15 protein-coding genes are annotated in these 13351 nt (G+C 32.6%); 5 read left to right on the top strand and 10 right to left on the bottom strand.

Features of this window, described 5'->3' with window-relative positions:
* Positions 1-107 precede the first annotated feature (107 nt).
* Complete coding sequence (locus tag QBK95_RS21615; protein WP_280936648.1) at positions 108-1526, bottom strand: trypsin-like peptidase domain-containing protein; 1419 nt, start codon at positions 1524-1526, stop codon at positions 108-110.
* A 168-nt stretch (positions 1527-1694) separates the two neighbouring features.
* Between QBK95_RS21615 and dapF the strand changes: the two genes are divergently transcribed.
* From dapF to QBK95_RS21635, 4 genes are all read left to right on the top strand, one after another.
* Positions 1695-2480: a diaminopimelate epimerase gene (gene dapF, locus QBK95_RS21620; RefSeq protein ID WP_280936649.1), complete on the top strand. Its 786-nt coding sequence runs from the start codon at positions 1695-1697 to the stop codon at positions 2478-2480.
* Entirely contained in the window at positions 2474-3001 is a 528-nt protein-coding gene (locus QBK95_RS21625; protein ID WP_280936650.1) for a GNAT family N-acetyltransferase, read from the top strand. Before dapF ends, QBK95_RS21625 begins: the two co-directional genes overlap by 7 nt.
* Entirely contained in the window at positions 2991-4034 is a 1044-nt protein-coding gene (gene mltG / locus QBK95_RS21630) for an endolytic transglycosylase MltG (protein ID WP_280936651.1), read from the top strand. Before QBK95_RS21625 ends, mltG begins: the two co-directional genes overlap by 11 nt.
* A 353-nt stretch (positions 4035-4387) precedes the next feature.
* Positions 4388-5038, top strand: coding sequence for a peptidoglycan-binding protein LysM (locus tag QBK95_RS21635; RefSeq protein WP_280936652.1), 651 nt, complete (start codon positions 4388-4390; stop codon positions 5036-5038).
* Here the strand turns inward: QBK95_RS21635 and QBK95_RS21640 are convergent.
* The 4 genes from QBK95_RS21640 to dnaA form a co-directional block, all read right to left on the bottom strand.
* Positions 5035-5766 (bottom strand): SAM-dependent methyltransferase, encoded by a 732-nt coding sequence (locus tag QBK95_RS21640; RefSeq protein ID WP_280936653.1) that lies wholly within the window; start codon positions 5764-5766, stop codon positions 5035-5037. The two genes, QBK95_RS21635 and QBK95_RS21640, sit on opposite strands and share 4 nt — an antisense overlap.
* Before the next feature lie 3 nt (positions 5767-5769).
* Positions 5770-7161 (bottom strand): PQQ-dependent sugar dehydrogenase, encoded by a 1392-nt coding sequence (locus QBK95_RS21645; protein WP_280936654.1) that lies wholly within the window; start codon positions 7159-7161, stop codon positions 5770-5772.
* A 74-nt stretch (positions 7162-7235) separates the two neighbouring features.
* The gene (locus QBK95_RS21650) at positions 7236-7688 is read right to left on the bottom strand and encodes a low molecular weight protein-tyrosine-phosphatase (protein WP_280936655.1); all 453 of its coding nucleotides are present in this window, start codon (positions 7686-7688) and stop codon (positions 7236-7238) included.
* A 12-nt stretch (positions 7689-7700) separates the two neighbouring features.
* Positions 7701-9128 carry a chromosomal replication initiator protein DnaA gene (gene dnaA / locus QBK95_RS21655; protein ID WP_280936656.1) on the bottom strand — a complete coding sequence of 476 codons (1428 nt, stop codon included), beginning with the start codon at positions 9126-9128 and terminating at the stop codon, positions 7701-7703.
* Between the two features lie 191 nt (positions 9129-9319).
* Between dnaA and QBK95_RS21660 the strand changes: the two genes are divergently transcribed.
* Complete coding sequence (locus QBK95_RS21660; RefSeq protein ID WP_280936657.1) at positions 9320-9733, top strand: acyl-CoA thioesterase; 414 nt, start codon at positions 9320-9322, stop codon at positions 9731-9733.
* On the opposite strand, the gene QBK95_RS21665 is transcribed toward QBK95_RS21660, so the two are convergent.
* From QBK95_RS21665 to QBK95_RS21685, 5 genes are read right to left on the bottom strand one after another with little or no spacing between them, the layout of a single operon-like run.
* Positions 9722-10336, bottom strand: coding sequence for an IMPACT family protein (locus QBK95_RS21665; RefSeq protein WP_280936658.1), 615 nt, complete (start codon positions 10334-10336; stop codon positions 9722-9724). The two genes, QBK95_RS21660 and QBK95_RS21665, sit on opposite strands and share 12 nt — an antisense overlap.
* Positions 10337-10341: 5 nt before the next feature.
* Positions 10342-11217 carry an EamA family transporter gene (locus tag QBK95_RS21670; protein ID WP_280936659.1) on the bottom strand — a complete coding sequence of 292 codons (876 nt, stop codon included), beginning with the start codon at positions 11215-11217 and terminating at the stop codon, positions 10342-10344.
* Complete coding sequence (locus QBK95_RS21675; protein WP_280936660.1) at positions 11214-11822, bottom strand: HAD family hydrolase; 609 nt, start codon at positions 11820-11822, stop codon at positions 11214-11216. The genes QBK95_RS21670 and QBK95_RS21675 overlap by 4 nt, the downstream gene beginning before the upstream one ends.
* On the bottom strand, positions 11815-12858 hold the full coding sequence (gene ribD, locus QBK95_RS21680) for a bifunctional diaminohydroxyphosphoribosylaminopyrimidine deaminase/5-amino-6-(5-phosphoribosylamino)uracil reductase RibD (RefSeq protein ID WP_280936661.1): 1044 nt from the start codon (positions 12856-12858) through the stop codon (positions 11815-11817). Before ribD ends, QBK95_RS21675 begins: the two co-directional genes overlap by 8 nt.
* A 6-nt stretch (positions 12859-12864) precedes the next feature.
* On the bottom strand, positions 12865-13326 hold the full coding sequence (locus QBK95_RS21685) for a hypothetical protein (protein WP_280936662.1): 462 nt from the start codon (positions 13324-13326) through the stop codon (positions 12865-12867).
* Positions 13327-13351: the final 25 nt, after the last annotated feature.

Genomic DNA, 13351 nt, shown 5'->3' on the forward strand with positions numbered 1-13351 from the left:
TTCGCGCAAAAGTATGAATTTCAATCGTTTTCGTAAAGCCTTTTTTAATAAAAAAATCCTATTATTTTATTAAATAATAGGATTGTTGATTTTATATGATGTTTTAATTAATCCTGAAAAACAAATTCACGTTTTTCTCCATTCTGATCAATCAAGCTAATAGTGATATCTTCGTCAACATATTTGCTTTCTATAATCTGTTTTACTTCTAAAACATTTTTCACTTTTTTGCCATCAATTTCGCTTATAATTAACCCTTCTAGATTATATCGCTTCATTTTGGGATTTAGTGCTTTACTGATAACAACTCCATGATCCAGGTTGAATTGTTTTAGATATTTGATATTAGGATTGGCAACTTCGACACCTACATCTTTAATCTCATATCGTTGAATCACATATTTTGATAAAGTAACGGGTAAACTTAATTCTCTATTTTGTCTTATTACTTTAACATTGATAATATCATTTGGACTTTTGCTGTTAACATACCCAGTAAGATCAGAAAACTTTCGAATTGGTAAGCCGTCAATTTCACTAATTACATCTCCTTTCTTTAGACCAGCTTTTTTTGCACCACTATCCTCTTCAACTTTTTTAATTAAGACTCCTTGGGATACTGATATATCAAATTCCTTTATGGTTTTTTCATTAATAATTCCTCCTTGTATTCCTAAAATACCACGTTGAACATCTCCAAACTCCAGAATGTCTTCTACTATTTTACGGGCATTGTTAGAAGGGACTGCAAAGGCATACCCTACATAAGTACCTGTTTGAGATGTAATAGCAGTATTTATTCCAATCAGTTCTCCTTTAGTATTTACCAATGCGCCACCACTATTTCCTGGATTGATTGCAGCATCGGTTTGTATAAATGATTGGTTGTTTCCGTCATATTCATTAAGGTCTCTTGATTTAGCACTTATGATACCAGCAGTAACCGTAGAAGTTAGGTTAAATGGATTACCAACCGCTAATACCCATTCTCCGATTTTTGCAGTGTTAGAATCACCAAAAGGTATATAACTTAGTTTTTCGTTTGTATCAATCTTAAGTAATGCAATATCATATTGTGCTGCAGTTCCGATTACTTCTGCTTTATATGATTTGTTATTGTTTAGGGTTACTTCTAGATCAGTCGCACCATCAATTACATGGTTGTTCGTTACGATATATCCGTCTTCAGTAATGATTACTCCAGAACCTGCTCCTTGAATTCTTCTTTCGGTAGTGCCACCATTTCTAAAATACTCCATCAGGTTTCTAGGAGTTTTACTAATTCCATATTGTTTTACGTGAACAACAGCATTTAATGTCTTCTCTGCGGCTAACGTAAAATCTACGCCAGAATTTGCAGGATTTAGATTAGAGTTATTATATGCAGTAGGAATTATACTTGTTTGAGGTGTGACTTCAGTTTTGGTAATAACAACAGTATCTGGTTCTAAAAAAACCTTATACGCTCCTAACGTTATTATACCTGCTAAAATAGCGACAACCAATAAGCTTAAAAATCTTTTCATCTTCTTTTCTTTTTTCGTTTAATTTGACTAGTACTATATGTATAGACTGTGTATAACTATTAAAATTACAATTATAGTATTATTTTTTTTGATATTTAACGCACCATTAACAGTGATATTATGTTGGCATTCTTTGTACCTTTGCCCTTATATAATTGAATAAAAATAATGAACATTACTTTTTACAAATACCAAGGAACGGGTAATGATTTTGTAATCATTGATAATAGGCAGTCAATTTTGTCCAAAAATAATACCAAACTTTTTGCGAAGCTTTGTGATAGAAAATTTGGGATAGGAGCAGATGGGTTGATGTTGCTAGAGCTTCCTGAAAATGAAGAAGATGATTTTACAATGGTGTATTTTAATGCTGATGGAAATGAGAGTTCTATGTGTGGTAATGGAGGGAGATGTTTAGTGGCATTTGCGGCATTTCTTGGGGTTATAGAGGATAAGGCAACTTTCACTGCTATTGATGGAAAGCATAATGCAGTAATTAAAGACAAGCTTGTTTATTTGCAGATGCAAGATGTTTCGATAATAGAACATCATGATTCACATTTATTTTTAGATACAGGTTCTCCGCATCATGTAACTATGGTAGATGATTTAATGAGCTATGATGTTGTGAATGTTGGGCGCCAAATTAGAAACGGAGCACCTTATTTCGAAACTGGAAGTAATGTTAATTTTGTGGAGAAAGAAAAGAATGATGTTTTTGCTGTTAGAACGTATGAACGAGGAGTAGAGGATGAAACGTTATCTTGCGGAACGGGAGTTACGGCAGTGGCATTGTCAATGTATTCTAACAGATTGACGGATAAAGAAGAGATAAGTGTTAAAACTCCTGGAGGAACTTTAAAAGTGACTTTTAAAAAAACTGAGAAAGGGTATACGGATATATTTCTAATAGGCCCTGCAGAACAAGTATTTAAAGGAGAAATAGAATGTTAACGCTTAAAGGTGAACATATTTATCTGCGTGCTCTTGAGCCAGAAGATCTTGATTTTGTTTATGTCATTGAAAATGATGAAAGCATTTGGGAAATGAGTACTACACAGACTCCATATTCAAGATTTTTAATTAAGCAATATTTAGAAAATGCACATCAGGATATTTATGAAGCAAAACAATTAAGGCTTGTTATATGTGCTAATGATGGTGCTGCGCTAGGATTGATTGATTTGTTTGATTTTAATCCTATTCATAATAGAGTAGGAGTTGGAATCCTTATTGCTGAAAAAGAATCTCGTGGAAAAGGATACGGAAAAGAGGCACTGAAACTTATAATAAATTACGGAAAAACACATCTTCGCTTGCATCAATTATATGCTAATATTGCAGAAGATAATTTTGCAAGTGTAAAATTGTTTGAAGGACAAGGATTTCAGAAAATAGGAATAAAAAAAGAATGGAACCTTGTTGCAGGTAAGTACAAGGACGAACTTTTATATCAACTTATATATGTACATTAAAAGAATTTTATTGATAATAGCTCTAATAGGTTTAATAGGGGGTGGTGTGTTTGCATATTATGTGTATCAAGCTGTTTTTTCTCCAAACACTAATTTTGAAACTGAAACAGTTACTATATATATACCTTCTGGAACAACATATCCAGAATTAAGAAAAATAATTCATCCTTTAGTAAAGAATTCTTCGAGTTTTGATAAGATTGCTGCTAAAAAGGGGTATGCTAAAAAGGTGAAAGCAGGGAGGTATATTATAAAAAAAGGTTTAAATAATAATGAACTTGTTGATTTGTTGAGAAGTAAGAATACTCCGATTCAATTGAGTTATAATAATCAAGAAAGGTTAGAAAACCTGGCAGGCAGGGTTGCTCAGCAAATAGAAGCAGATAGTTTGTCATTACTTAAGGCTTTTAAAGATGATGCGTTTATAAATGCTCATGGTTTTACAATTGATAATGCTTTGTCCATGTATGTTCCTAATAAGTATGAATTTTTTTGGAATACATCTGCCAAACAATTTAGAGATCGAATGTGGAAAGAATATAATCGTTTCTGGAATGATCGTAGAAAAGAAAAAGCAAAGGGCATCGGTCTTACTTTAAATCAGGTTGTTATTGTTGCTTCTATAGTGCAGAAAGAAACGGCAAAGGTAGACGAACGACCTAGAGTAGCGGGTGTGTATCTGAATCGATACAAAAATGGATGGAAGCTGGATGCAGACCCTACTGTCATTTATGCAATTAAGAAACATAGAGGTGATTGGAACGCAGTTATTAAAAGAGTTTTATATAAAGATCTTGAACTTGATAGTCCATATAATACATATAAATATAAAAACTTACCTCCAGGACCAATTACAATGCCAGATATATCTTCTATTGATGCAGTTCTAAATTACGAAAAGCATGAATACTACTTCTTTGTGTCTAATGTAGAGAATTTTGGATATCATAAATTTGCAAAGACCATTGCGCAACATAATAGGAACAAAAAACAGTACGTAAATTGGATCAATAAACAAGGGATAAAACGATAAGAATAGCAAGGCTGATTTTGTAGGAGAAAAATGATTTTTTTTCTTGACTCTGTCCAATTTATCTAAAATTTATTAACAATAACGTTTGATTTTTTGTGAATTACTCTCAAAGTAGGCTGTTCATTTTTTATCGATAAAAGTTCCTTATTTGATGTTTAAGTGCGTTTTTTGAGTCCTTTTTTAGGTTTTTTTGCTTTTTTTTAAGATGTTTTTTTGTGTAAATAGCTGTTTTTCAGTGTTGTAAATAAATTAACGCTTTGTTCTTTATATCTTATAAAAAAATTGTATATTTGCACCGCAAAAATTTAAGTAGAGGGGAACATCTTTTAGGTGTCTACTTAGAAATTTTTTATATGATAAAGAGGATAATTGGATTATCAGTAATTCTTACAATTGGAGGGGTTGTATTAGTAAGTTTTACGCCAAAAAACCACATAGATTTAAGCTCATACAGTACTGAGGGGTTGGATTTGTATTATATTGCTCCTAACTTTAACGAGATAGAAGATAATATACCTGAAAATTTCATATCACCAGAACTCGGCAAATCATATGTAGGTTTTAAAGAAGCTGTTGCTTTTAAAGAATCTCGTGGAGATTATGGTGTGGTGAATCAATTTGGGTATCTGGGGAAGTACCAGTTTGGTATGGGTACACTTGCTTTAATTGGTATTAAAAATAAAAACACCTTTCTAAATAGCCCAGAACTACAAGAAAAAGCTTTTTATGCGAATCTTTCTAGAAACAAGTGGATTTTAAGAAGGGATCTTAAGTGGTTTGTTGGTAAGAGGATGAACGGTGTTTTGGTTACTGAATCTGGTGTATTGGCAGCTGCACATCTTGCAGGCCCTGGATCTGTTAAAAAATATCTTCGTAGTGGAGGTGTTGAGGGTTTTGCAGATGCATTCGGTACAACAATTCGTTATTATATGAAACGATTTTCAGGGTACGACACTTCTTATGTAATTCCTGAAAGAAAAGCTAAAGCCGAATCTGCATTTTAATAATCTCTCTGGATAATAAAGATTGTAGGTTTTTTATGTAAATCTGTTGCAGTATTTTTCCATTCTTCGATCGTTTTAGTGACGATGTATTCTGTTGTTAATGTGATATCGCTGGCAATACATAATCTCGTATTAGGGTTAAGAATTGCAATAAGATCTGCAAGCATTTTATCATTTCTATAGGGAGTCTCTATAAATAGTTGAGCTTGATTTTTTTCTAAAGAATTTTTCTCAAGACTTTTAATAGTGGATTTTCTTTCACTTTTGTCGATTGGTAAATAACCATTAAAGCAAAAATTCTGTCCATTCATACCACTACTCATCATTGCAAGTAATATAGAAGAAGGACCTACTAAAGGAGTTACTTGTATTCCTTTTTCATGAGCGAGCCTTACTACTTCTGCACCTGGATCTGCAATGCCAGGACAACCTGCATCAGATAATAGTCCGATAGACTGACCATTAAGGCAAGGAGTCAGGTAGTTTGGTATTTCTGAAGCATCTGTGTATTTGTTTACAGAATGTATGATAAGTGAACGCTGTGATTTGCTAGGACTCACCTTTTTTATAAATCTTCTAGCAGGTTTTTCGTTTTCAACAATGTAGTGGTTTACTTGTTCTAAAACCTTTTTTATAGATATAGGTAGTACTTCTAGAGGGACATCGTCACCTAGTCTAGTTGGTATTAAGTATAGTTTTCCTTTTGGATCTAGGGGTTTGGACTCCATAGTTTATTTGATCACTAATTTTTGGTTAAGTTCGTTTTGATTTATGTCTTTTATCTTAAAAATGTATAATCCTGCTGGTAATGAGCTGATGTCGTATGTACGCATGCTTTCTTGGTTAAGTAGTTTTTGTTGAACTACCTTGCCTTTTAGATCATATATTGCAATACTACTAATTTTTTTGCTAAAGTCAATATTGATATAGGTGTCAGCAGGGTTTGGATATAAGGTAGCTGAGTTTGATTGGTTTTCTGTGATTCCTAATACATTGCTATCAACTATTTGGTAGATTGTTCCATTGTCTCTTCCAGCAATGTATAATTCGTTGTTTATATCTTCTCCAAAAGCAGCAAATCCAGCATTGTTGATTCCTGTAAAATATGTTATTGTTCCACCGCTGTTTTCAATCATTCCAATCTCATTGCTACAGTAATCCGCAAATAAGTACTTTCCTTGTATGTCTGAAAATTTAGTCCCTCGGTATACATAACCTCCAGTAATAGAACATTTAAAAGCTCCGCTTGTGGTATGTGTGTATTCTGAAACGGGGAAAGTAAGGTCGTTATTGTTGGCAGGGCAGTTTCCTGTGCTGTTAAAGCTTATGGATCCTTCGAAACATCTCCAGCCATAATTTATTTCTTTAGGATTTCCGGATACTTTATTGATTTCTTCAATGTTTGTTTGACCTACATCTGCAATCCATAAATCATCTGTTTGGCTATCAAAGGAAAATTTCCAAGGATTACGTAATCCATATGCCCAAATTTCGTCAGCTCCATTAGTCCCAACAAATGGATTATCGGATGGGGTATAAGGAGGCGCAATATCTACATCTAGGCGAAGTATCTTGCCGAGAAGAAGGTTTATGTTTTGCGCACGATCTCCTGGATCCCCTCCATCACCACCATCACCACTTCCGATGTATAATTTATTATCAGGTCCAAAAATTATGTTGCCTCCATTGTGATTTGTAAAAGGTTGAGAGAATTCTAGGATTTTTAGCTCTGTAGTGTTGTCACCTAAATCACTATTGGTGGCGTCTCGCTCAAATCTTGATATTACAGAATTACCATTAGGAGCGATATAATACACATAGAAAAAACGATTATTAGAATAATTAGGGTGGAAAGCGAGTCCTAAAAGTCCTTGCTCGTTTTGTCTATTGGGTTCTTGTATGATTAGGTTAGAAAGATCTAAAAAAGGAGTGGCATTTGTAGTGCCGTTAGTGTTTAGGATTTTTATTAATCCCCCTTGTTCTACTATGAATAACCTGCTATCTCCAGCATTGGTTATTGTTAAAGGTCTGGTAAAACCTGTTGCGAAAGATTCGAGACTTATACTTTGGCAATTTCCAGAGTAGTATAGGAAGGATATACAAAAAATGATGATTTTTTTCATGAAATTGTATATTTAAGTGGGTTAATGGTTATTAAATATACAAAAACTTTGTTTTTTAACTCTTGATAGTTTTCTTATAGCTTTCTTGCTATAGTATCACAAGCGCTTTGTAGCATTTTAAAAACGTCTTCAAAACCTTGTTCGCCACCGTAATATGGATCTGGAACATCTAGTCCTGCGTTTGGTTGTAGCTCGTCTAAAATGAGCTTTACCTTTTGCTTGTCGGTTTCGTTTCTAGAAAGTTGGATAATATTGTTGTAGTTAGAATTATCCATAGGGTAAATGAAATCGTAGGTGTCAAAGTCACTAATTTTAAATTGAGCGGCTCTTTGGTTGGTGATATCTATATCATATTTTTTAGCGATTTCTATGGATCTTCTGTCTGGTTTTTCTCCAATATGATAACTGCTAGTTCCGCAGGAGTCTACCTGGAACCTTTCTGGGTCAAGTTTAGATTGTAAAATTCCTTCTGCTAATGGTGACCTGCAAATGTTTCCGAGGCAAACCATTAGTATCTTGACAGTCATTTTAATATAGAGTTATAGGGTAAGTTTTTTGCCAAGATCTTCAACATACTTTCTAAACTGCTTGTCGGTAGAAGAAAGGTTGTCTACTGTTTTACAGGCATGTAATACTGTAGCGTGATCTCTTTTTCCTATTTGTGTGCCAATACTTGCTAGTGAAGCTTTGGTTAGCTTTTTTGCAAAGAACATTGCTAATTGACGAGCTTGTACGATATGACGTTTACGTGTTTTGGATTGAAGTGTTTCTACATCCATTTGGAAATAATCGCTTACAACTTTTTGGATGTAATCAATAGATACTTCACGTTTGGTGTTTTTAACGTAATTATCCACAATTGCTTTTGCAAGATCAATTGTAATATCCTTTTTGTTGAAAGAGGAGTGTGCTATTAAAGAAATAATAGCTCCTTCTAACTCGCGGATATTTGTTTTAATGTTATTAGCTAAAAACTCTACAATATCTTCTGGCATCTCAACACCATCACGATACAGTTTGTTTTTTATGATTGAAATTCTAGTTTCGAAATCTGGTTGATGCAATTCTGCAGATAGTCCCCATTTGAAACGAGAAAGTAATCTTTGTTCTATGTCTTGCATATCAACAGGTGCCTTGTCACTTGTTAAGATTACTTGTTTGCCGTTTTGATGCAAATGGTTAAATATATGGAAGAAAACATCTTGTGTTCCTGCTTTTCCTGATAATAGCTGAATATCGTCTACAATTAATACATCTATAATTTGATAAAAATGTATGAAATCATTTCGGTTATTCTTTTTTACAGATTCTATATATTGTTGCGTGAATTTTTCTGCAGATATATATAATACGGTTTTCTCAGGATAATTGTCTTTTATATTTACACCTATCGCATGAGCTAAGTGTGTCTTTCCTAATCCAACTCCTCCAAATATTAAAAGTGGGTTAAAAGAAGTCCCTCCAGGTTTGTTGGCTACTGCCATACCAGCAGATCGAGCCAATCTATTAGAATCTCCTTCTAAGAAATTTTCAAAATTATAACTTGGATTTAATTGAGATTCAATTTTTACATTTCGAATCCCAGGAATCACAAATGGGTTTTTAAGTTCTGGATTTTTACTTTTGATAGGAACATCTACTTCTTGAGAGCTTACCGCGGTTCTATTAGAGCTTGGTATCTTTTCAGTAAATGGTTTTTTGTTACCGTAGGTGTTTTCCATCTTAATGATGTACACTAATTTGGCAGTTTCTCCTAATTCTCGAGTAAGGGATACTTTAAGAAGATTTACATAATGTTCTTCTAGCCACTCATAGAAAAATTTACTAGGTACTTGAATGCTTAATGCGCTATCCGTAAGCTTTACAGCTTTAATAGGTTCAAACCAGGTTTTAAAAGCTTGAGGGGTAATGTTGTCCTCTATAAAAGACAGGCAATTATCCCAAACTGATTGCGCAGTTATATTCATTAGAGTGGTTAGATTACTTTTATTTGGTTATTAAAGGAAAATTGTTGAAAATATTCCTACTTCTTTTGTTTGACAAATATGTGAACAAAAAATGTAAAAAAAAAACGATTTAGGGGTTGAATTTTAATTATTTTTTTCGCATACTTTAATAAATGTAATTTTACATAATTTATAGTTTTTTAAGTTAAAATATGTCAATCATTTCTGAAACTTCAATAAAAGTTAGATATTCCGAAACAGATCAAATGGGAGTCGTTCATCACGGTAATTATGCGCAATATTTAGAGTTATCCCGAATCGACTGGCTATCCAGATTAGGTGTTTCTTATAAATCTATGGAAGAAAGCGGTATTATGCTTCCCGTTTTTAAAATAGATTTTAAATTTAAGCAATCTGCTTTCTTTGACGATGAATTAACTGTTAAAACTTCGCTTAAGAAAATTCCTGCTGCGCGAATTGTTTTTGATTATGAAATTTATAATCAAAAACAAGAATTATTAACAATAGCTTCTACAACATTAGTTTTTGTTGATTCAGAAACCAGAAAACCAATTTTATGCCCTTCTTATTTATTAAAAATAATAGAAAAAGAATTAGTCATCTAATCTTTTAATTTCTATTTCGTACAACGCAGAGAAAAGATCATTTATTTCATCAGCAAGCTTTTTTCTTACAGAAATAAATAATTTACAATCTAATTCTAGCTTTTGATTAGTAATAATGAGTTGGCGTTCTTTAATTATTCGCATCACCTTATTCATGTTTTTATATTCAAAAGCGATACAGAAATTAATGTTAATAGTTTTTTCTATAATATCAGAAGATGTTATTGCTAATTGAGCAGCGGTTCTATATGCATTAATCAATCCGCCTACTCCAAGTTTTACTCCTCCAAAATAACGAACCACTACGACCAGAACATTGGTGATTTTATAAGATAGGATTTGACCATAAATAGGCTGTCCTGCAGAATTAGAAGGTTCTCCATCATCATTACTACGATATCTAATGTTCTCTGTGCCTAGTTGCCAAGCATAACACCAATGTCTTGCTGCATGATGTTGTTTTTTTAAACCATCAAGAATTGGTTTTACTTCTTCTTCTGAAGTAATAGGAAAAGCATACCCAAAGAATTTACTATTCTTGTCTTTGAACAATGCCTCATCTCCTTTTGTAGCAATGGTTTTGTATGTGTCTGTAGTGCTCAAAGCTGTTATAGGTTTATAGAAAAAGTGACAAGTAATATACTTATTATTGCAAGTATGATTCCTATCCAATTTTTTAAAATTAGTTTTTCACTAAAAAAAATGATGCCTACAAGAGTAGAAACCAATAGGATAGCTACATTGTTAATTATAAATACCGTTGAGCTATCCATACTTTCGTTTCTTAAAGCCTGAATAAGAAAGTAAATAGAAAAATAGTTTGGTACACCCAAACATATTCCTGCAATGATATTTTTTGAAGATATTTTGATAGTTCCTTGCACAGTTTTATATACTAAAATAAGAATACCTACAATTGCTGCAAACCCGAAAATAGTAGCCGAAAAAATAGGAACGTCTAGATTGGCTACATAATTAGTTTCCATAAATTTTATGCTCGTATCTATAATACCTCCTCCTAAAAAAACAGATAAAGGATATATTAGATTTTCTTTTTTTATTGAAATCCCATCAGTAGTCTTGATAGAAGTCATATATACCGCAATGAGCGCAATAAGAATCCCTATGATTTTAAGTATTCCTGTACTTTCTTTATATACAACAATGCCAAATACAACGGGTATCACTACACTCATTTTACTGGCTACGGCTGCAACAGAGAGTCCATTTTTCTGAGTGGTAATTGCCATTAAGTTAAAAACAAGAATAAAAATAAACCCTAAAATTATTGTCCCAAAAAACCAATCTGATTTTATAACACTATAGATTTTGATGGGTTGGGAATATGCGATTATTCCAGAAATAGAGGCTACGATGTAATTAACAACAATTGCTTGTAGCGTATCTACATTATATTTTACAAATAGCTTGAATGTAATTAAAATCAAACTTGAGGCAAGTATACTTAAAAGAAGATATATCAAAACAAGTCAGATTTTATGGTGAAAAGGGTAGAGATATCATCAGTTTTAGGGTCATTGTTCCAAGTGTTAATCCCTAATTGTTTAGCAGCATTTGTGTTTACTGCTGTGTCATCAATAAAAAGGGTTTCCGATGGATTTATTTTATGATTGTCTAAAACAAATTGAAAAATATCAATATTAGGTTTTCGTAAGTTGATTTCATGTGATAAATAAAAGGCATCAAAACAAGATTTAAAAATAGTATAGAATGAAATATTTTCCTTGATCCAATTGATGTGTAACTCGTTTGTGTTGCTCAATAAAATGAGCTGATATTTTTTTTCGTTTGCTAATTTTAGGAGAAACTCAAGACGATGCTCTGGGAAATCTTTTAAAATTGCATTCCATATGTTGGTTATCTGTTTTTTTGAAATGTTAGGTAATAATCTTTGATAATAACTGATAAATTCATTAGTCGTGATTTTACCTGTTTCATAAGATTCGTTTATCGACTCTGTTTCTTTACTGATAATTCTAAGACCTAACTTAGAAAGTTCTTTTTGTGTAGCAGTCTTGTCGAGATTAATAAAAACATCTCCAAAATCAAAAATAATAGTTTTAATCATTTCGATATATAATTAAAGTGTCTTCCATAATTTTTTCCTCAGAAATTGGTTGAGCTTTAAGTATCGGAGCACAAATTCCTTTTTTAAAAGTATTTAAACCTGTAAAAACTCTTGCCTCATCCCAAAGGTTTTTGTCTATAAAAGATTGAATAGTATAACTTCCTCCTTCTATAATAACCGATTGGATATCGTGCTTATGTAAAATATTACAGATCTCCTCAGTAACATTTTCTCTAGAAGTGATACCTTCATATATAATGTTGTTACTGCTCTTTCTGGTATCACGTGCTAATGTGATTATAATCGTTTTTGTAGTTTGATCTAAAACAGCTGAGTCATTAGGAATATTATTCGATACATCAATTACTATTCTTACTGGATTTGCTCCAGACCAATCTCTGGTAGTAAGCTTTGGGTTATCTTTGATCACAGTTTTGTTGCCAATTAAAATAGCTTGTTCTTCTGCGCGCCATTTATGCACTAACTGTCTGGAATATGTGTTAGTGATCCAAACAGGTTCTCTTTTGTTCGTGTTTTCTGGTGCAATAAAACCATCTGATGTTTGTGCCCATTTCAGAATAATATAAGGACGTTTTTTATTATGAAAAGTAAAAAAGCGTTTATGATGTTCTTGGCATTCATTTTCTAGAACACCAAGAATTACATTACATCCTGCATTTTGTAGTTTTTCGATTCCTTTTCCTGCAACCTTACTATGAGTATCGATTGTTCCTACTACAATAGTTGGAATATTATGTTTAATGATCAGATCACTACAAGGAGGTGTTTTTCCATAATGTGAACAGGGTTCTAAAGTGACATAAATAGTGGCTTCTTTTAAAAGAGCTTTATCCTTTACAGAGTTTATGGCGTTTACTTCTGCATGATTTCCACCATATCCACTAGTATATCCTTCTCCAATAATAATATCATTATGTGTAATGACACTACCAACCATAGGATTTGGTCTTGCACTACCCAAAGCATTTTTTGCGATTTGAATACAGCGCCTTATATGTTTTTCATGTATGCTCACTATATGCTATTTCAGACTTACTTTTTGCTCTTTGTCTATTTTATACGGGTAAGAAAAACTTCCTAAATGATATCTGATATTGCCTTTGTATTGGATAAGTAAAGAATCCGTTTGGACCATCTTTAATACACTGCCTAGAAGATTGTTTTTATTCTCTTTGTATATCTTAGAAAGAGAAAAGGTTCCTTCTAATGGAATTGTAAATGTTCCTTGTGCAGGAACATCAAATTCTTGAGAAGAAATCATACCTACATCAATGTTATCAACAAAAACATGTATATCATCTACAGATAGAGTTCCTTTTAAGCTGTTGGGATTGTTAAAGACTGCGTCTGCGATTAGAGTTACATTACGCATACTGACATTTTTAACCTCGATATTGGCAATATGTTTAAACTCTGGTTTTTTGGATACAGAACAACTTACTATAAAGACTAAGATTGTTGATAATAATAAAAGCTTCTTCATTGATTACTGTATAGATTTAATGTAT

This window comes from Aquimarina mycalae, from assembly GCF_029906345.1.
GTDB lineage: Bacteria > Bacteroidota > Bacteroidia > Flavobacteriales > Flavobacteriaceae > Aquimarina.